This window comes from Mucilaginibacter sp. P5_A6 (assembly GCF_056400585.1).
In genome coordinates, this window is sequence record NZ_JBFUKZ010000011.1 from 135,312 (window position 1) to 156,688 (window position 21,377).

Annotated in this window: 15 protein-coding genes; 11 read left to right on the forward strand and 4 right to left on the reverse strand. The window is 42.3% G+C overall.

Annotated features, from left to right (window positions below; translation table 11 throughout):
- Positions 1–3: 3 nt before the first annotated feature.
- On the reverse strand, positions 4–3,171 hold the full coding sequence (locus AC1DO4_RS14045) for a SusC/RagA family TonB-linked outer membrane protein (protein ID WP_477416814.1): 3,168 nt from the start codon (positions 3,169–3,171) through the stop codon (positions 4–6).
- A 631-nt stretch (positions 3,172–3,802) separates the two neighbouring features.
- Between AC1DO4_RS14045 and AC1DO4_RS14050 the strand changes: the two genes are divergently transcribed.
- A complete protein-coding gene (locus AC1DO4_RS14050; RefSeq protein WP_477416847.1) occupies positions 3,803–3,958 on the forward strand; it encodes a glycoside hydrolase family 3 C-terminal domain-containing protein in 156 nt (51 codons plus the stop codon).
- 33 nt (positions 3,959–3,991) lie between these two features.
- Here the strand turns inward: AC1DO4_RS14050 and AC1DO4_RS14055 are convergent, their stop codons facing one another.
- The gene (locus AC1DO4_RS14055; protein WP_477416816.1) at positions 3,992–5,518 is read right to left on the reverse strand and encodes a gluconokinase; all 1,527 of its coding nucleotides are present in this window, start codon (positions 5,516–5,518) and stop codon (positions 3,992–3,994) included.
- Positions 5,515–6,408, reverse strand: a complete 894-nt coding sequence (locus tag AC1DO4_RS14060; RefSeq protein WP_477416818.1) for an AraC family transcriptional regulator — start codon at positions 6,406–6,408, stop codon at positions 5,515–5,517. Before AC1DO4_RS14060 ends, AC1DO4_RS14055 begins: the two co-directional genes overlap by 4 nt.
- Before the next feature lie 442 nt (positions 6,409–6,850).
- Between AC1DO4_RS14060 and AC1DO4_RS14065 the strand changes: the two genes are divergently transcribed.
- From AC1DO4_RS14065 to AC1DO4_RS14090, 6 genes are all read left to right on the forward strand, one after another.
- On the forward strand, positions 6,851–7,687 hold the full coding sequence (locus AC1DO4_RS14065) for a fumarylacetoacetate hydrolase family protein (protein WP_477416820.1): 837 nt from the start codon (positions 6,851–6,853) through the stop codon (positions 7,685–7,687).
- A gap of 76 nt (positions 7,688–7,763) precedes the next feature.
- The gene (locus AC1DO4_RS14070) at positions 7,764–9,497 is read left to right on the forward strand and encodes an IlvD/Edd family dehydratase (RefSeq protein WP_477416822.1); all 1,734 of its coding nucleotides are present in this window, start codon (positions 7,764–7,766) and stop codon (positions 9,495–9,497) included.
- A gap of 17 nt (positions 9,498–9,514) precedes the next feature.
- A complete protein-coding gene (locus AC1DO4_RS14075) occupies positions 9,515–10,831 on the forward strand; it encodes a gluconate:H+ symporter (RefSeq protein WP_477416824.1) in 1,317 nt (438 codons plus the stop codon).
- Between the two features lie 185 nt (positions 10,832–11,016).
- On the forward strand, positions 11,017–14,175 hold the full coding sequence (locus AC1DO4_RS14080; protein WP_477416826.1) for a SusC/RagA family TonB-linked outer membrane protein: 3,159 nt from the start codon (positions 11,017–11,019) through the stop codon (positions 14,173–14,175).
- 12 nt (positions 14,176–14,187) lie between these two features.
- Positions 14,188–15,699: a SusD/RagB family nutrient-binding outer membrane lipoprotein gene (locus AC1DO4_RS14085; RefSeq protein WP_477416828.1), complete on the forward strand. Its 1,512-nt coding sequence runs from the start codon at positions 14,188–14,190 to the stop codon at positions 15,697–15,699.
- A gap of 216 nt (positions 15,700–15,915) precedes the next feature.
- Positions 15,916–16,065, forward strand: a complete 150-nt coding sequence (locus tag AC1DO4_RS14090) for a hypothetical protein (protein ID WP_477416830.1) — start codon at positions 15,916–15,918, stop codon at positions 16,063–16,065.
- 49 nt (positions 16,066–16,114) lie between these two features.
- On the opposite strand, the gene AC1DO4_RS14095 is transcribed toward AC1DO4_RS14090, so the two are convergent.
- Positions 16,115–16,978 carry an AraC family transcriptional regulator gene (locus AC1DO4_RS14095; protein WP_477416832.1) on the reverse strand — a complete coding sequence of 288 codons (864 nt, stop codon included), beginning with the start codon at positions 16,976–16,978 and terminating at the stop codon, positions 16,115–16,117.
- A gap of 66 nt (positions 16,979–17,044) precedes the next feature.
- On the opposite strand from AC1DO4_RS14095, the gene AC1DO4_RS14100 reads away from it, so the two are divergent.
- From AC1DO4_RS14100 to AC1DO4_RS14115, 4 genes are all read left to right on the forward strand, one after another.
- Complete coding sequence (locus AC1DO4_RS14100) at positions 17,045–18,079, forward strand: zinc-dependent alcohol dehydrogenase family protein (RefSeq protein WP_477416834.1); 1,035 nt, start codon at positions 17,045–17,047, stop codon at positions 18,077–18,079.
- 65 nt (positions 18,080–18,144) lie between these two features.
- Positions 18,145–18,621, forward strand: coding sequence for a GNAT family N-acetyltransferase (locus AC1DO4_RS14105; RefSeq protein ID WP_477416836.1), 477 nt, complete (start codon positions 18,145–18,147; stop codon positions 18,619–18,621).
- A gap of 58 nt (positions 18,622–18,679) precedes the next feature.
- Positions 18,680–18,922, forward strand: coding sequence for an SDR family NAD(P)-dependent oxidoreductase (locus tag AC1DO4_RS14110; RefSeq protein WP_477416838.1), 243 nt, complete (start codon positions 18,680–18,682; stop codon positions 18,920–18,922).
- A gap of 1,500 nt (positions 18,923–20,422) precedes the next feature.
- Positions 20,423–21,115, forward strand: a complete 693-nt coding sequence (locus AC1DO4_RS14115) for a 4'-phosphopantetheinyl transferase family protein (RefSeq protein ID WP_477416840.1) — start codon at positions 20,423–20,425, stop codon at positions 21,113–21,115.
- The last annotated feature ends 262 nt before the right edge of the window (positions 21,116–21,377 follow it).

Below are 21,377 nucleotides of genomic sequence, written 5' to 3' on the forward strand. Positions count from 1 at the left end.
TTGTTAAAATGTTGCCTGTAAACCTACCTGGAACACTCTTGGCGAAGGATATTGACCATAGTCTATACCATTTGTAAGCGTTCCGTTTTTGGAGCCGACCTCTGGATCAAGCCCGGTGTATTTTGTAATGGTGAACAGGTTTGTTGATGATAAATAGATCCTCACTTTGCTTACTAAATTGTTGCTGGCCGTTTTAAGCCACGGCGTTGGCAAATTGTACCCTAACTGGAGGTTTTTTAACCGAAGGTATGAGCCGTTTTCGACCCAGCGGGATGATGGCCTTACATTCGAGTTCGGGTCTCCTGAAATAGCTCTTGGGATATCGGTATTGGTATTGGTGGGAGTCCAGGCGTTTAGCACCTTAACATCTGAGTTAAACAACCTCGACATCCCTTGAGCGATGATTTTTTCGGCATTAAATATTTTATTGCCATATACTCCCTGGAAAAATAAGGCAAGGTCAAAATTCTTGTAACTGGCCGAATAATTTAATGAATAGGTAAATTTAGGGAGGTAACTACCCAGGTTAACCCTGTCATTAGCATCAATTACATGATCATTATTAATGTCCTTAAATTTCAGGTCGCCTGGAGCAGCACCTGTTTGAGTAGCATGGCTGCTTACATCAGATGCATTTTGGAATATGCCCTCTACCAAATAGCCGTAGAAATACTGGATAGATTGGCCAACCGAGGTATTGGTGAGCGGACCGCCGCCACCAAAATCAGCATCACCGCCTGCAGTTATAGTACCGTTTGCAGCTCCTGTTAATGTAGTAACCTTATTTCTGCTTAATCCAAACACGCCTGTTATATCATATTTAAAGTCGCCGCTTGTTTTGTGGTAACCTGCGGTTATTTCAACTCCGGTGTTTTGCATCGAGCCAACATTTGCCAGCGGGGCGCCAACACCCTCGCTGGGTGGTACCGGCACAGTTAAGATTAAGTTTTCAGTTTTTCTTTTATAAACCTCGGCCGATAGGGTAAACGCGTTTTGAAATAAGCCAAGGTCGAAACCAATGTTGGTTGATTTGGTTATTTCCCAATGAAGAAAATAATTACTTAATGCACTGTAATAAGATCCATTACCAGAGTTGGCACCCGTTGCCAGGTTGCCAAACGGATATGTTGTGCCGCCCGCAGATACATTGGAAACGTAAGGATAATTTCCCAATACAGTTCCGTTTATTCCGGTAACACCGTATCCGGCCCGTAATTTCAACTCACTTACTGATTTAAAATTCTTCATAAAGTCTTCCTGGTCAACCTTCCAGCCAACAGAAGCCGCAGGGAAGTTTTCATATTTGTGACCCGGGGCCCAAACCGACAAGCCATCGCGGCGTATTGAACCGGAAATTAAATATTTTCCTTCAAAATCATACCCCACCCGGCCTACTAATGAATGAAGCACGTTAGTACCATAAGTATAATTGGTGGTGGTGTTGGTAGCATTGTTCAGCGTACGAATAATGTTGTTATTTTGGTTGCCAAAAGAATTTTGACTATCGCTACGGTTGGTTTGCACTTCGTAAACTGCCAGGGCCGAAACGTGGTGTTTGCTGCCGAAAGTGTGATCGAAAGTTAATTGTTGCGTATATAGCGTAGTAGTGCCAGATCCGGTATTTTCTGTTATAGAAGCAAGTGGATTGCTTGAAGTACCACCATCGTTGTATATCGGGGTGTATTGTTCTTGCCTATTTGTTCCGTAATCAATGCCGTAGGTAGAATTGAATTTAAGCCACGGCGTAAACTTAACCGTTAAATAAGCGTTGCCGCGTATCCCAATACCAAAATTCCGGTTTTCGTTAATTAGTGCCTGTTCCACCGGGTTTACCGGGTCGGCACCGTCAAAACTGCTTTGAGGGCCAAAAAAACCGCCTTGATTGTTTGGATTGTAAACCGGTATGTATGGCTGCATTCTTATTACATTGGTAATAGGCGTTCTATTGCCCGGGGGAATCCCAAAGCGTTGGCGGGTTACCGAAGCATTGAATGTTTGGCCGATTGTAATAAACTTGTTCAGATTATGATCAGAATTCATTCGGAAGCTTTTACGGCTGAAATTAGTTCCAACGGTAATACCATCCTGATCAAAGTAACTGGCAGATGTAAATATGCGTGAATTCTCATTCCCGCCGCTTAAGGAAACAGCATGCTGCTGCACAACTCCTTTTTTGAAATAGGCATCCTGCCAGTCTGTATTGGTTTGGGCGAAGGTTTGCGAAGAACCCGCATAAATAGGCTGATTAAAGTTCGCCGGTTGTAAACGCGGCGGTATGCCAATTCCGGCTGCTCCATTCAAAGCCCTTTCATATTGTACATATTGGCTTGTATTAAGAAGGTTATACCTTTTAGTAACTTCCTGAAATCCCGCATATGAATCGAAGCTTAACACAACTTTACCACTGGAACCTTTTTTGGTTGTGATGATAATAACGCCGTTAGTTGCTCGTGAACCGTAAATAGCCGCGGCGCTCGCGTCCTTAAGTACATCAACTGATTGTATATCTCTTGGATCAAGCCCGCCGATAGAACCTGGAAAACCGTCAATAATATACAAGGGATCAGATCCGTAACCTACCGAACTTACACCGCGTATCTGCACAATTGGCGCAGAGCCCGGCGAGCCATTATTGGTAACCGTTAAACCGGCCACCCGGCCTTGTAAAGCCTGATCCACGCCGCCAACAGGTAAAGCTGATATTGCTTTGCTGCTCACAGACGAAACAGCACCCGTTACGTTGGCACGTTTTTGTGTTCCGTAACCTACAACGACTACTTCGTTTAATGATTTAGCATCATTTTTTAACGATACATTAATCACCGATTTTTCTGAAACAGAAACTTCTTTTGATGCGTACCCTATAAAGCTGAAAATGAGTACTGCCTGGTCATTAGGTACTTCAATGCGGAATGCGCCATTGTTGTCGGTTCCGACCGCGGTGGTGGTGCCTTTTAATGTAACAGTTACACCCGATAACCCTGAGCCGTTTTCGTCGGTTACTTTACCCGTTATAACCTTGCTTATGGCTGATTTTATTACATCAGGATTTGTATGTCGCAAATGAGCCAGGTCATTAGCAGCAAACGTGGAATTTATAATAGTAATACTTATAAATACCATTATAACCGTCATTCTCATGAAAGTGCTTAGTAAATATTTTTTTTTCATATTTGGGTTTGTTAATTGAAAACATTGGTTGAAAAATTGGTAAAGCTTAGCACTTATATCAAACAGGTCTTTGCATTATGAAATGGTTAGGTGACAGATGAATTAACTCATCTGAAATAATAAACCATACGGTTTGAAGAAGACTTCATTTGTTTTAATAAAGAGCGGTTTGCTTAATTGGTTGCTTAACCGGTAGCCTGTATCAGGTTCGGATTTATTAATTATAGAATCCATAATATTGATACCGATGTAGTTTACTGCGGGCCACGATCTGTAACCGGCGAAACAAGTTTTGTTGATTTATTCTTTCATAAATGTGCCTCATAAAGGTTTGCAATCGATTGTAGAGTTGAACCGGTTTTTACTTTTCCTGAATACAACGTACATAGTATACAGGTCGATCAAGTATTCATACTTAAATCGATATCTTAACAGAACTTGCCGGTCGGCTTTATTGGTTTATAATTAAACGGCTACCTGATGTAGGATTGCAGTCGCTTTGCAACAGTAAAATTACATTTGGGGCAAACATAGGCACCCAATTTTTTGCCATAAAAACACAACATTTGTCAACTTACACCATATTCATGATCAACCGCCGTCGCCGCAAAGGTTAAAACGTGATTATCTTCTGAAGGCATGGGGAAGCAAGCACATCTCTGCAATAATAAATGGAAGGTATGGCGGGCAGACTGCAGGTGCAGTCATAGCCGACGTGCTTTTTGGCAATTACATTCCATCGGACAGGTTACCGGGTGCGGCGAGTAGTACGGTATTATGTTATTGAGGCTTTTATTATTATCGCCTCAAGACACTATGTTTATTGACTATACCGTTGTTGCAGATCAGAAATAACATCAAATTCATCGGCCACTTTTGTTATCAAACTTTCAAATACTTTAAAGTATTGTGCATATACATGGTGGTTTTCGGTGTTGGGTAAATAGGTTTGGTGCATGGTCACCGTTTTTGAGGCTTCCTCTAAAGAAGGATAAATGCCCATCTCGGTCGCACTTAACAGGAATGCACCTTTGCCTATGCTGTCGCCATGGCTAAGCGTGCTTACCGGCTTGTTAAATATATCTGCAATGATTTGCGTGCAAAGCGGGATGGATGCAAAACTACCATTGATAGACAGACCTTCGATATGACGGTGCTTTTCCAGTGTGCGGCCAATGCTGTACATCTCGTATAAAATCCCTTCTATAGTGGCCCGTATAAAATGTTTGCGCTCATGCCGGATATTTACGCCGAAATAACATCCCCTGGAATTTGGGTTCCAAATAGGAGCCCGTTCGCCATGCAAAAAGGGAAGGAAAATTAAGCCGCCCGAACCGACTTCGACGCCTGCGGCTTCCTCTATCAGCATTTCCATTGATTGGTCGACATCAAAAGCTTTTTGAAAATCGCCAAATTGTTTGGTAAACCAATTGAATATTACCCCTCCGTTACTTGTAGGCCCGCCGGTAATGATATGCTTCTCTGTAAGCAGGTAGTTGAAAATTTGCTGTTGGGGATCTTCTATTATTTTATCGCCTATGATCCGGAATGCGCCGCTGTCTTCAATGGTGATTGTAGCCATGCCGTTTTCCCATACACCGGCACCCAGGGTGGCCAGGCAACCATCGCTGGATCCAATCAGGATTTTAACCGTCGGTAACAATTTTAAAACCCTTTGATATTCTTTTTTTAGCACCACGCCCGAATAGAAAACCGGGTGCAAATCGGGTAGCTCTTCCGGTGTAATCCCTGCAAACTCCAGCGCGGCCTGGTCCCAGGCTAAATTATGGATATTCATTAGCCCGGTTGCAGAAGCTATACTATAATCTATCACACACGCACCCGTCAGTTGTTGAATGATATAGGTTTTTATAGGCATGAATTTTCTCGCCAACCCAAATTTCTCAGGTTCGTTATTTTTCATCCAGGCAATTTTTATCAACGACGACATCGGGTGGATAGGTGTTCCCGTGGCTTTATAAATCTCTTCGCCTAAACTGCTTTGTTTAAGTTCCGCGGCTTCTTTTTTGCCCCTGTTATCTGCCCAGGTTATGGCGTTGCCCAATGGGATGCCATCTTTATCCACCGCCAGCAAACTGTGCATAGACGAGCCAAAGCAAATACAGGTCACAGTATACTTTTTAGGGTATATCTCATCAATGAGCAGATTTTTTAAAATATAGAGCATGGTAATAAACATCTGCTCCGGATCCTGCTCGCTATGGTCAGGTTGCTCATGAAAGGTAGGGTAGTGCCCCTTTGACGAACTGATTAAATTGCCGGAAAGATCAAAGGCGAAAACCCGCACAGCGGCCGTGCCCATTTCTATTATGATGATACAATTCATGATGTATGTTGATGATCTGGTGTTTTATTTTTCCTGAACTCGCTTGGGGTGTACCCTGTAAGTCTTTTAAAGGTTGTGGAGAAATGCTGCGACGAATAAAAGCCGGTGTTCAGCGCTATTTCGGTAACATTTACCTGGTTTTTTTTTAGCAGTTTGGTTGCTTCGGTTATTCTGATATTGATCAAATAATTCAAGGGCGAAAAGCCGGAATAGTTTTTTACCTTTTCGGTAAAGGCGGTAGTGCCCATGCCAATCAGTGCAGCCATTTCTTCCACTGTCCATTGATGGGCAAGATTTTGCCGCAATGTTTGCTCCAGTTTTAAGAATGTTTGAGGGAAGTCTCTTCTGGAGTTGTTTTGCCTGATCAATTGACGGCTGATCAACACAAAAAGTTCATCAAGCAACTGGTTTACACGTGTGTAAAAGCCTACTTCCTCGTTTTGCAATTCCAACTGTAAGTTTTGCATTAATGTGTGCGCTTCTTTCAGTTTTAAAACAAGCTGTTGCTTATTTACCATCAAAATTTGGTTAATAGATAATTTTTCCTTTTTGGTGAGCCCACTCCATTTGCCAGGCAAAAGCTTTCCGCAATCTTCGGTGGATATTTTTATCCAGTATAATGTACCTATGTTTAATATTCCGCTTTCCCCGCCAATGCGTTGCCCGGGCAATATTATTGCAAAATCACCAGGGTATAAGGTATGGTCTTGTGAATCAATTATCCAGGTAAATTTCCCTTCTAAAATATAGTACAGGCAAATGGAGTCCGTAACGTTACTGTTAAAGGAGTTAAGTTGGATAATGCTGTTCTTTTTGTGGGCAAACTCCAGAATATGCGGAAAATGCACAAGTTCTTTCGATGCCCCCTGCTCAAGTATCAATTGATTCATCCAGGATAATAATTGGTATGCGTTGCTGCCATCTCTGTAATGCGACAGGTATTCTGGAACCTAATGTGATACCAGAAAAAGCAAGTTTACATAATATAAAACGAAGAGTTGTATAAAAACCATCGCTGTTTTTTAATGGTATTTTCCCGGTTTAATATTATCATCTTTTCAACTTTCATGAATATTTCCGGCTTGTTATTGGCTTCTTACTGGCATAAAAAAACACCTCCCGTTGCCCCTGAGGTTACTTTGCCAAGTTCAGCCGGGCAGTGAAGCGGCGCAGGGTTTTGCCCAAGTTTTTTGTGCAAAAATCAACGCTGCGTTTTTTTAGAAGCTAAAGCAATTTCATTTAGCATTCTTTGTACATAACCAACTAACCGATCTAAGACATTTTTTGATAATGAATAACTACCGCACAAACGCGGGATAGTAATAAATAGCTATGCATATATTTAAGACCAACGATAAAGTTATTGTGAAATACGCCGGCTTGCTTTACAGTTCGCCGGATTGGAGCTGGGACAGTTTTATAAACCGCGAAGTATTGCACCGCGAGGTTTTAAATGACATCCAAAGTATCACAGCGGACTCTTTGCTTGCTCATGATTTGGAACAATTATGCGCCCCTATTGTCAATCAGGAAATATGGGCATCAGGCGTCACCTATATGCGCAGCAAAGATGCCCGCATGGAAGAGTCTAAAGATGCCGGTGGAGGCGATTTCTATGCGAGGGTTTACAGCGCAAAACGTCCTGAGCTTTTTTTTAAATCTTCAGCATATCGTGCAGTTGGGCCAGGCGGTACCGTTCGTATCCGGAAAGATTCGGAATGGAACGTTCCGGAACCGGAATTGGTATTATTCATTTGCAGCGCAGGTACCATTGAGGGATATATGATCGGCAATGATATGTCATCAAGAGATATCGAAGGAGAAAACCCTTTATATCTTCCCCAGGCGAAATCATACGACGGTGCAGCAGCGGTTGGTCCATGTCTTTACGTGCCGGCCACACCCATTTCTCCGGACACCGAAATTCAAATTGAAATATGGAGAGGTGATGTTAAAGTGTTTGTTGATGCCATTTTGATCAGCAGGATGAAGCGCACGCACCAGGAGCTTGCCCATTATCTTTTTATGGAGATGTCATTCCCTGCAGGTGCATACCTCATGACTGGCACTGGTATCGTACCGCCTGATTCGTTTACGCTTAACTATGGCGACGTGATACATATTACTATAGGTAACATAGGCACACTTACAAACCAGGTAGGGAAATAATGAGTATGAATTTCGGAGGTGAACCGCTTCTGGTGTTAACGAATGGGGAATTTCCGATAGCATCAATCTAAATTAAATGATAAAAGAAAATAAAATGCCAAAATTCAGAAGTTCTGATTGGTTTGGGAAAACAGGTAAAATGGGGTTTTTATACAGGAGCTGGATGAAAAACCAGGGTATGCCTGCCGACCTTTTTGACGGAAGACCGGTTATCGGTATTTGCAACACATGGTCGGAACTAACGCCTTGTAATGCCCATTTACGCGACCTGGCCGAAGCTGTTAAACGCGGGGTTTATGAAGCTGGCGGTTTCCCGGTGGAATTTCCGATCATGTCTTTAGGCGAAACTCTGCTTAAGCCAACCGCTATGCTTTTCAGGAACCTGGCCAGCATGGATGCCGAGGAATCGATACGTGGCAATCCGATAGACGGGGTTGTATTGCTGACCGGCTGCGACAAAACTACGCCCTCTACCATGATGGGAGCTGCCAGCGTAGGTTTGCCTACTATCGTAGTTCCTGGCGGGCCGATGCTGAACGGCAAATACCGGGGTGCTGATATTGGATCGGGCACGGCAGTATGGAAGTTGACTGATGACCTCAAAACCGGTAAAATAACCAATGACGAATACCTTTCGGCCGAAAGCTGTATGTCGAGAAGCGCAGGCCATTGTATGACGATGGGTACCGCCTCTACTATGGCTTGTATGGTCGAGTCGCTTGGTATGTGCCTTTCACAGGCCGCGGCCACCCCGGCGGTTGATTCAAGGAAAAAAGTACTAGCGCAGCTATCAGGCAGGCGTATTGTAGAAATGGTAAAAGAAGGATTAACGATATCCACAATACTCACCCGTGCCGCATTCGAAAACGCTATTAAAGTAAATGCGGCAATTGGCGGTTCTACCAATTTCATTATACATCTAACGGCAATTGCCGGGCGTGTTGGCGTAGACCTGTGCCTGGACGATTTTGACAGGCTGGGCAGTAAAATACCCTTGTTACTCAATCTGATGCCTTCCGGAAAATACCTGATGGAAGACTTTTACTATGCGGGCGGGTTGCCTGTTATATTGAAGGAACTGAGTAATGAACTGGCTATGGACGCGATAACCGTAACCGGAAAATCGCACGCAGAAAACATAAAAGATGATGGTATATGCTATAATAATGAGGTTATTGCAGGCTACAGCAACCCCATCATCCGAGAGGGGGGCATAGCCGTTTTGAAAGGTAACCTGGCTGTTAATGGCGCGGTTATCAAGCCTTCGGCTGCAACGCCATCACTGATGCAGCATACGGGCCGTGCGGTGGTTTTTGAAACCATTGAAGATTATCACGCCAGGGTTGATGAGCCTCAGCTTGATATTGATGAGAACTGTGTGATGGTACTGAAAAATGTTGGTCCGGTAGGGTATCCAGGCATGCCCGAAGTTGGCAACATGGTGCTGCCGAAGAAACTGCTGGATAAAGGTATTACGGATATGGTAAGGATATCCGACGGACGGATGAGCGGCACCGCGTACGGTACCGTTGTGCTCCATGTATCACCGGAATCTGCCATCGGCGGTAACCTGGCACTTGTGGAAAACGGAGACCTGATATGCCTCGATGTACCGGCGAGAAGAATAGACCTGCTTGTAGACGAGGTGGAACTGGAAAGACGGCGGCTGTTATGGAAAAAGCCAGCTTATCATACAGACAGGGGCTACGTATCTATGTACCAACGCCATGTGCAGCAGGCTGATAAAGGGGCCGACCTCGATTTTCTTGTGGGGAATTCAGGATCTGTTGTAACCCGCGATTCGCATTAATTTAAACTGGGGATAGCATGACAATACTTGTATTGATCTTTTGTATTTTACTACTTGTGGCGCTGATCACCTGGGCAAAGGTAAATGCGTTTCTTGCCTTTCTTATCGTAGCGCTATTGGCGGGCTGCTTCTTAGGTATGCCATTTGCCACAGTTATTACATCGATAAATAAAGGGTTAGGCGATACATTAGGGTCAGTAGCCATCATTATTGTATTGGGGGCTATGCTGGGCAAACTGGTTGCAGAAAGCGGTGCTGCTCAGCGCATAGCCCATTTCATGCACGATTTGTTTGGTGCTAAATATGTAACCTATGCCATGGCTATAACCGGCTTTATTGTGGGTATCCCATTGTATTATAATGTAGGGTTCATACTGTTGGTGCCCATCATTTTTTCGGTTGCCTCCAGCTATCGTTTACCGCTGGTGTATGTAGGTATGCCTATGCTTACCGCTTTATCGGTAATGCACGGCTTTTTACCTCCCCATCCTTCGCCAATGACGCTCATCAGCGTCTTTCATGCAGATATTGTTAAAACATTTAGTTATGGGCTGATAATCGCTATCCCTGCTATAATTATAGCAGGACCAGTGTTTTCGGCCACCCTCAAAAAAATAGGGCCGAACGGTTTGCAATTTGCCAAGAGTTCTGCTGCCTTGCCGGCACATGAGCTACCGGGTATTGTTAACAGCATACTGTCATCTCTTTTGCCCGTTGTACTGATTTGCCTTGCCCATTTGCTGTCTGCGCTTTTTGGGCAAACTCCCTTTATAAAAAACTTAGCGTCATGGCTCGCCGAACCCATTATTGCCATGCTGCTCACCTTAATTATAAGCACCTATACGCTTGGCTTGCAAAAAGGGAGGCCATTAGCAAAAATAATGGATGGTTATGTGTCTGCAGTAAAAGATATAGCAATGGTGTTGATCATTATTGGCAGTGCGGGTGCACTGAAGCAAATATTTGTAGATAGCCGCCTAAGCGATGTGCTGGCCGGTATGCTGATTAGTAGCACCATACATCCCTTGTTGTTTGCATGGCTGGCGACAGCTTGTTTGCGGCTTTGCCTCGGCTCAGCCACAGTGGCTGGCGTAACTGCCGCAGGGGTGTTGTTTCCAATCGCGCATCATGCAGGCGTTAACACCAATTTGCTGGTGTTGGCTATTGGGGCGGGTAGTCTGTTTGGCTCACATGTAAACGATACGGCTTTTTGGCTATGCAAAGAATATTTCGGGCTATCGGTTAAGGAAACACTCCGCTCATGGACGGTAATGGAAAGCCTGGTATCTGTAATAGGGCTTGCAGGCGTCTTATCGTTAGATTGTTTACTATAAATAGACCTATAACCCATCAATGTATATAATCAATTTCAAACCAAAAACCCTGCGTAAATGAAAAAAAAGCTACACTAAAACCGGAAAACGGCACACAAAGTGCCGCCTCGAAAAACTCTTTCGCAATCACCAATTTTGAGAAAGAGGTTAAATGAAGATTTATCAATTGAATTAAACCTAAAATCATGGAAAAAAAAATCAAAGCATCTGGGATGATGTTGTTCATTACAATAAGTGTTCTTTTTACACTTATATTTGTGGCAGATGTACAGGCGGGAAAAGCCGTCAGCGTCGGGACCCGCATCGAAGTGAGCGTACAAACAGTTACCGGTAAAGTGCTCGACGAAAAAGGCAGCCCGCTTACTGGCGTTAGCGTAAGCGAAAAAGGGACTAAAAACGGCGTTGTGACTGACGCAAACGGTAATTACAAGATACAGGTATCCTCGGATAACGCGGTGTTATTATTCAGCTACATTGGATACCAATCCAAAACCGAGCCCCTCAACGGGCGAGTTACCCTGAATGTTGTGTTGGAGCCAAAATCAAACGCCTTAAGTGAGATAATAGTAACGGCTTTAGGTATAAAGCGCGAATCAAAAAAATTAGGCTACGCGGCGGAAAATGTACGCGTGGGCGAAATAACAACCAACCGTTCTACAAACTTTGTTAACTCACTTGAGGGAAAAGTTGCCGGTTTGGACATTTCCCCGCCGGCAAGCGGCCCCGGCGGTAGCACCAAGATCAGGTTGCGCGGGCAGTCTGCGTTCCAGGGCGATAATGCGCCGTTGATTGTATTAAACGGTCTTCCTTTATCGCAAAGCCCGTCGAGCACCAACGGGTACACCCAGTCAGTGGATCTGGGCGATAATATGCAGCAGATAAACCCCGACGACATTGAGTCGATGACCGTACTAAAGGGTGCCACAGCTGCTGCGCTTTACGGTTCAAGAGCAAGTAACGGTGCGTTGATTATCACGACTAAAAGCGGTAATAAAAATGGCGGAATAGGCATTGAGTTTACCTCCAACTTTACACAAAATCAGGCACTGGATTTTACCGACTTTCAGTACGAATATGGGCAGGGCGAAAATAACATACGCCCCAAGACGCAGGGCCAGGCACAAAGTTCAGGCGCCTGGAGTTTTGGAGAGAAATTTGATAATGCACCTACCTACCAGTTTGATGGCGTGCAACGCCCTTACGCGCCGGAAAGAAACCGTATAAGCAAATTTTTCAGGCTTGCCAATGCGTGGACGAATACCATCGCGTTCTCCGGCGGTAATGAAAAAGGCAGCTTCAGGTTCTCTTATTCGAACCAGGATGCACAGGGTATTGTACCTAACAACGATTATCACAAAAAAATATTCAACCTGGGCTTGAATTATAACTTTACCCCTAAGTTGTCCGCACAGATCTATGTGAATTATGACCACGAGAATAATAACAATCCGCCGGTTATTGGTATTCAGGGATCATCAGTTACCAATTATATCTACCGTTATTCTAACTCGCTTAGTTTGGATGTATTAAAAGCAGCTGCGGTTGATGCTAACGGCAACGAAACCCCTACGTCTCGTTTCACTACCCTTACAAACCCCTACTGGATTATGAACAAGCAATTTACAAGGCAAACCAGAGACCACCTTTTGGGTACTGCAACCCTGCGCTACCAATTTTTTGATTGGCTTTACCTGCAGGGCCGTGTGAATATGGAATATAGCACTTCGTTTTATGAACAAAACGCGCCAACCGGCACCCTGGCAAATGCTGCTGCGCCCGTTGGCCTTTATAACGGAAGTTATAACTCAAATGATAATACTTACCGCGCCTTAAATGCTGACTTTTTATTAGGAGGTGGCCACAAATGGGGAGCCTTTTCTTTTGATGCTACTGTGGGAGGAAATACTTTCCCCTCTTCATCACAAGGATATACTGTTACCGCTACAAATTTCTATGTCAGGGATTTTTATACCCTTGGAAATGGCGTAACCAACACATCGGTTTTTGCAGTTTCCAAATCCACAGTAAACTCGCTTTATGGCACCGCCGAGTTTGGATATAAATCGTATTTGTTTTTAAATGTAACCGGCCGTAACGACTGGTTCTCGGTGCTAAGCCCCGAACATAATCATTATTTTTATCCCTCTGTAAGCGGCAGTTTTGTTTTTTCGGAATTTTTAAAGAATCCGCCTTCATGGCTCTCTTTTGGAAAAATCAGGGCGACTTATGCCAATGTGGGTAGTGCAAACGGTATTAACCCTTATAGCAATTCGCTTACTTTCACGCTTTCACAAAACGCGTTCAACGGCGTTCCGCTTGGGAGTATCACCAATGTCACTACGCCAAATCAGGCAATCAAACCTTACAGCGTAAAGGAGAAAGAGATTGGCCTGGAATTGCGAATGTTCAACAGCCGGGTGAATCTGGATGTAGCCGCATATGATAAGCACACCACAAACCAGATCTTAAGTGTGGCTATTTCCAACGCATCCGGCTATACCGGTACAATTGTAAACCTCGGCGAGTTGCAAAACCGCGGTATGGAATTCTTGCTGGAGTTAATACCTGTCAGAAAAGCGAATTTTACCTGGCGTTCAGCGTTTAATACTGCCATAAATTCTTCTAAAGTATTAGCCTTGGCTAACGGTCAAAATCAACTAACCCTGGGTGCAGGAGAATTCTTTGGCTCCATTGTTGACCAGGTAGGCCTTCCGTTAAACCAGATACAGGGTTCGACTTACCGCAGAGATGCCAACGGGAAGATCATTGTATCAGGCGGTAAGCCGGTGGCAAGTACATCTCCCGCGCTTTTTGGCAGCGCATTGCCTAAAACTACAGGTGGTTGGGTAAATACATTTACTTATAAAAAGTTTACCCTGATGACACACATCGATTACAAGGTTGGCGGTAAGATATTATCAAGCTCAAACCTTAACTTTCTGAGAGAGGGTTTATCCAAAGAATCGCTGGTTGGCAGGGAAGGCGGTGTCAAGTTTGATGCGGTAAATGCTGATGGTACATCTAACACCACGGCCGTGAACGCTGAGGATTTTTATGCCAATTATCGTTCACAGGGTATCCTGGACCCCTTTATTTATAAATCGGACTTCATCAAGCTAAGAAACGTTTCTGTTAGCTACGATTTTTCGAAGATGGTGAAAGCTAAGTTTATCAAAGGTCTTGTGCTTTCTGCCGTGTGCCACAACGTGCTGATCATCAAAAAGTATACACCTAATATCGATCCGGAAGCAATCTCTTCAAGTGGTGATATTTTAACGGGTTACGAGCAAAGTTCACTGCCCACAACGCGCACTTATGGATTTAACCTTAATGTCAAATTTTAAAAGAGTACGATCATGAAAAATTATATAAAGATCATAATATGTGCTGCCTGCCTGTGTTCTGCAGCAGGTTGTGATAAAGGGTTCAAAGAGTTAAATGTTAACCCAAACAACACAACCAGTCTTGACCCAATGTTCCTGTTTTCCAACGCGGAGCTTTTGACATATTCATCGTTAATGGAAACCGAAGCAACCGTTGTTCAGCAGTTTATCGATCCTTTCGGTGGTGTTACCTCTGCGTTTAACTTCAACGTGTTAAATCAAACATATACCGTAATGCGGTGGAATAATGCATATCCAAACAGCATAAAATTCCTGGAGCATATCTTATCGGAAACCAAGAGTGATGCAGCCCGCACCAACCTGTACAATGAAGCCAGAATATGGAGGGCTTACAATTATATGATGTTGGTAGATACTTATGGAGATGTTCCTTATACCCAGGCCGGGCAAGCCTATTTGAATTCGGTTTTTTTGCCCAAATATGATAAGCAACAGGACATTTATAATGATTTGGTGAACGAACTTACTACAGCAACGGCGGCTTTAGACGCTGCCAGGGATGTTGTAAAAGGCGATGTTTTTTTTGCAGGAGATATTTCGCAATGGAAACGGCTGGGGTATTCACTGTTGCTGCGTATCGGGATGCGCTATTCTAAATTAGATGCAGGCAAGGCAAAAACAATTGTGCAGGCAGCTGTTACCGGAGGCGTAATGCAATCTAATGCCGATAATTGTTACCTGAAATATAACAATACATACCCTAACCCCGTTACGCAGCAAATTCAACAGTTAACCAATACTTATTATCTCGCCGAGCCATTTGTAACACAATTAAAAGCTACCTGCGATCCGAGGCTGAAGTATATCTCAGCAATGTATGCCGACCCTGGAAAAGCGTTATCCCTTACTCCAGATACAGCATCTGCCAACCAGTTTGGTTTGCCTATCGGTTATGATAGCGGTACGCTGCCAACGGCTCCGGGATTTCGCGGCGTGAGTGGTTCAGGTTTCAAATATTCGCAGGTAAATTACAGCGTATTTGGTAAAGTAACCGCGCCACAATATTTTGTAACATATGCCCAAACGCAACTTTTACTGGCCGAGGCGGTTTTCAGGGGATATATCAGCGGTACAGCAAGTACTTATTATAATAATGGTGTAAAAGCGGCTATGGATCAATTTGCCAGTTATGATGCTGCTGCTGTCATCAGCAATGATGCCCAAAATGCCTATTTGAATAACCCGGTAAATGCATATGCTGATGCCAACGCTTTGAAACTAATTAATACCCAGTATTGGATAACTTCTTTTGGAAACGGCGCAGAAGCCTGGGCCAATTTTAGAAGAAGCGGCTTCCCGGCATTATCGCCCAATACATATCCCGGTAAGCAAATAAAAGGGAGCTTTGTACGCAGGTATACTTACCCGCAAACAGAGTCGGCTATTAATGCCGATAACTACAGGGCGGCCGTAGCCAGTATAGGCACAGACGACTTAGATACTCCTGTTTTTTGGGATAAATAAATACTCCCGGTTAATATGCCTTAATACCCCGGCGCTGATTTAATACCGGGGTATTATACGTTAATCTTAATACTATAGGAACCATTAAAATACTTGCCGTTTTTATGTTATCGGTGTCATCACTGTATGCCCAACAAAGCAAAATGCAGTTATTTAAGTTAAGCGAAAGAAGTCACTGGCCAAAGTAAGGACATGGTGCCTTTCTCATTAAAAGATATGATAAAGGAAGATGGCGGAAACTATGTCAAAGCAGAAGATTGGCATCCTTTCGTCGTCAGCGAAAGAAACCTGATTACGGGTCAAAACCCAGCTTCATGGGGTCCGGTTGCCGACAAGGTAATTGAAGAATTAAAAGCAATAAAATAATTGCCACTTTTATTTAAATGCACAGATCCGTTAGGGTTTTGTGCATTTTTTAAATTGCTGCGGCCTGTCTTTCCAGAACACCTTTTTTCTTAAATTCAGTAGGATTTGTACCCCGGTATTTCTTAAAGATTCGGTTCAGATGACTTTTATCCGCAAAGCCGAATTCATCCGCTATTTCGGTGATCCGCATGTTGCTGTGAAGCAAACGATTCTCAATAAGCTTTAACTTATAATTGAGTATGTATTGTTGTAAGGATTCATTGGCATGCTTTTTAAAATAGCTGCCTAAATAGGTTTGGGCAATACCGAAATTTTTACTGATCTGTTCAGCCCTTAGTTTTTCAGGAAAATAGATATTAGTCTGTATATACTGCAGGATATCTATCGCCTTTTTTTCACTTGTCTCATCGATCTTTTCAGGAAATGTTCTGGTAATGTTTCTGGCAATAATAATCAACAGTGTATTCACCAGTTGCGCGATCAGTTCCTGATGATAAACATCATGGTGAAGGTGTTCACTGATAAGTATCTCCATGAGCTGAATAACTGAATTCTTATCAGCATCATTTTTTAATATACAGCCAGGTTCATGACGGGCATTTTGCAAGATCAGCTCCAAACGCTGAATAAGGTCGTTTTCCTTTTTTGACGATTTGACGTAAACATTATTAAAGCGAATAAAAAAGAATTGGGTCGGCTGGTCGATCTTAAAAATATGTGTGTCATTAGGCGCTACGAGAAAAACATTTCCTGGCTTATAAGAAAAACCAACGTCATTGATATACTGCCTGCCTGTGCCGCCAACGATGTAGATCAGTTCAAAAAATGTGTGCTTGTGTAATCCACGAGGGCATTCGTCTAAAAACTCCTTTAACACCAATTCGAACGGCTGACGCAGGTGATCTTGTTCCATGTTGTAAAAGTACACCTATTTAATGTAAAAGTTCAACATTTCCCTGGTTTAGTTTGCGGAGATTTGATGAAGAAAACAAAAAGAAAATTTAACAGACTTAAAAACGATAAAATGAAAGCATTGATCCTGGAGAACTATAATGAGTCCTTCCAAATAAAAGATATTGAAAAACCAGTGGCTGCCAAAGGCCAGGTTTTAGTAAAAATCAAAGCCAGTGGTGTCAATCCAATAGATCTGAAGATCAAAATGGGTCAGGCAGGTCACGCAAAGACAGTTCTCCCTGCAATTTTGGGTATTGATATGTCTGGGGTGGTAGAAGCCGTTGGTGAAGGCGTAACAAAGTTCAAAGCCGGCGACGAAGTTTATGGTATGACAGGCGGTATTGCCGGCGTACACGGAACGCTATCCGAATATGCCGCCGTTGACGCTGACCTGCTGGCATTCAAACCTAAAAACCTCAGCATGCGCGAAGCTGCAGCAATTCCATTGGTATTTATTACCGCCTGGGAAGGTTTAGTAGACCGCGCAAACGTTCAAGAAGGCAAAACTGTACTGATCCACGGCGGAGCCGGAGGCGTGGGGCATATTGCTGTACAAATTGCCAAAGCAAAGGGTGCACAGGTTTTCACAACTGTTGAAACTGATAAAAATGAACTCATACAAAGTTATGGCGCCACACCAATTGATTACACAAACACAAGTGTTGACGAATATGTGGACAGACATACGGGCGGCGAAGGATTTGATATTATCTATGACACGGTCGGTGGTGATATTCTGGACGCATCTTTCAAAGCGGCCAAACAATATTTCGGACATGTGTTGAGTATCCTGGGATGGGGGACCCACAGTATTGCCCCATTATCATTCCATGGCGCAACTTATTCAGGCGTATTCGCTTTATACCCCCTTATTTCCGGTAAAGCCCGCATTCATCATGGTGAGATCTTGCGGGAAGCAACTAAACTGATCGAAGCCGGAAAAGTGATCCCGTTAGTAGACCCGGTAAATTATTCCTTAGAAACAATAGCCGATGCTTACCTGGCACAGGAAAACCGCACCGCAAAAGGAAAAGTAGTCATCGATATTGATCAGCAATAAACAACGAATAGCCGGGCAGCAATTAGCTGCCCGGATTGATCACAAACAATTTTAAATTTCCAATTATGAGCTCAGTTAAAATTTTAGATTACAGGCCTTCGTTCAAAGAACATTTCACCGAACTGGTGAAACCCTGGCTTTCCGGCGTTCTTAAAGGAATACTTGAAACAGAAGACGAATTTACAGTGCACTATCCTGACCAGGCCTACCTTTTAAAAGGCGGTTTCATCTTTTTTGCTATGTACGATGATAAATGCCTGGGTACGGTTGCTTTAAAAAGGCTTGACGAAGACAGTTTTGAATTTGCTAAACTCTTCGTTGATCCGGGGGCGTGTGGCCTGGGGGTACCAACTAAATTGATCGAAGACTGTATCAATAGGTGCAAAGAGAATGATGCTAAAGAATTATGGCTGCAAACTACGATGTCAATGCCGCAGGCGCATAAACTATATTATAAACTTGGTTTTAATGACAAAGCTGCGCCGAAACAAATGGACGTACTCAATCGAACCGAAAAGATCATGGTTATTGATTTGCTTTAGCACGAGTGATCGTGCTGAAGGGACTAAATTTCTGCTATAAATTTTAATAATTAACCAAATGGATTTTAATCTAAAAGGAAAAGTTGCCATTGTTACCGGTGCATCTAAAGGAATAGGGGCAGGAATTGCCAAGGGACTGGCTGCTGAAGGCGTTCAGGTTATTGTGAATTATGCAAACAGCGCGAAAGATGCTGACCGGGTTGTGACGGAGATTAATAATTCAGGCGGACGGGCGACTGCGGTTCAGGGAGATGTAAGTAATGCAGCAGACGTAAATACGAGGAACACTTTATTTAATTAGTTTTTGCTATTGTAAAATAGAGCTTGGAGAGTCATTTTTTAGGGCCAAAAAACGCCCCAAAAGACGCTGATGAGTTTTGCGATTTAATACGAGTTTTGGTGTTTTTTAACTAACTCTAAAAACAAAAATCCTCTAATTAGCGAAATTAGAGGGTTTTTGTTTTTTCAAAGTTAGGTTCGATATCAACGTATTTACCTAAAAAAGCCCTGTAAATGCTTGATTTACAGGGCTTTATGTCTTCATTGGAGGGCTAGGAATTTCTAATCCCTCTAAATAAGTTTGATAACCAACGTCTTATGAGTGGGATAATAGCTTACGCACCGAATTACGCACCACTTTTTGTTACAGATTAATTGCAAATCTTATGAAATAAAGATACTGTTTTATACGATACATACCAATTTAAGTTACGGAAAATAGATTGCAACTATGTTCACTTTAGGAGTACGAACTGGTAAGCTATACCCGGCTAGGTCATGTTTTCTGCGGCTGTTTTTATTCCTTGTCAGTCGATTATAAAGGAGAAACTAGATTGGCTTGAATTTATTCTTAAATCTATTGATGAGCCTTTAGCTATAGAGGATTCAGTGAGCCAAAAATCTGAAATAAATATAATTGTTCCCTTAAACAAGACCGTAACTATTCAAACAGCACATTTTTAATTGCGTAACGCCCTCAAGTCCAAACATTTTTTGAGCAGGTATAACTACACGGTTATTTTAGTTAAGGCGGATAAACCTTATTTTAATATTCGGATTGTAGACATAGATGGAAAAGGGTAGCAAAAAGCATTATTAAAAAACTTAAGCTTTTAGGTTATCCGGATGCCGACATTTTAAATAAATAGTAAAATGAAACATTGAGTTCAGGATGAACTAGTAACCAAATTGCCAGCTATTAGCAGTTATGTTGTCATTTTTTAAGATCTTTAATTTAAATAGCCTAAGTAGGACATGCTATAAGCTCGGTGAGTTAATTAAAACCTATTTTTTAGGATAAGTTCTAAAGGTAGATATGAACTATACCACTATTATGCAAAAATAAATTTCTTATTGCTTTGAATTGCATGATTTTATCCCATGGTGATTTTGCGTGATCTGCGGTATCCATCTCACCCACTAAATGTATATAGTTTATATATTTATCTAAGTGGCAGTACCGCCGATATGCTTAGGTTGAATTTTTCTGTCCGGAGTGCTTTCAATCTTTTTTGCAACCTTAAACAAAAATGCTCAAATGATGRGTACGACGTAACGTACATGGCATTTAAAGATAACCATGTAATGTTACTAAGATGCGAAGATTCATCTAACCAACCCTCGTTATTCCAGGCCTTATCATTAAATCGTTCATAGAAATCTTTGTCTTGATATCATTGCAGGAATCGTAGAAATTTCCTCAGCGAGTATAAGCGGATAAATGTGATGAGTTAATGATTAATTAAATATTTCTAAATCAATTATGTATAATTTTATCGGCTCGTTAGATGTAAAATAACAGATGGTGAAAAATAGTATAACGTTACACTATATTCATTTAAAAAGCCCATTAACGCAAAAGGTGTTTAATTCTTATCTAAATCTCGTACCTGCTGATGAACAGCAAAGAATCTTGAGGTTTTTGCGTTGGGAAGATGCTCATGGATGTTTACTCGGAAAAATAGCACTTTTGAAAGCTTTTGAAGTAAATAGTATTTCGATGCATCTTAGTGAAATAAAAAGAACTGAATTTGGCAAACCATATTTAACAGGTGAATATTTTTTTAATATATCCCATACCAATAATCTGGTTGTTTGTGGTGTAAATGCAGGTAACCGCATTGGCGTGGACGCTGAAAAAATAAAACCTGTTTTATTAGATGACTTTGAAAACCAGTTTAATGTAAATGAACTCGCCCAGATTAGAAGTTCCGTCAACCCCAATCTTACATTTTTTAAATACTGGTGCATTAAAGAGGCTGCAGTTAAGGCTGACGGGAGGGGTTTAAGTATACCTCTACATGATGTTTGCATTGAAGATGAACAAGTCACTATCGCGAATGCTTGTAGCTACTTTTACAAAACTTTTAGTTTGCCGGGCGATTTTATGATTGCAGTTGTTACCGAGACGCATTTTTTAAACATTGATTTAATCGATATCTCTTACCTGGCAAATTCTAATATTGACCAACTGCCAATTGCAAATAACAAGTAGGTTTAAAGCTTGGCTTTTTGCATACGAATCTGTCTGGATTATCTAACCCAGATTTTACATTGAATAGTTTTTTAGATCTCTGAATTAAATTCTTAACAAAGGTTTTTAACCCGCAAAAAGCCCCGTTTCTGAGCAGAAAATAGCCGTTTTAACACGGATTGTATAGCGTGCTTACTGTCAAATATTTACATAAGATCTGATGAGCATATCCGTTTCTCCCACAACGATTTTTATTTCTTTTTCGTGTGCCGATTTTGTATTA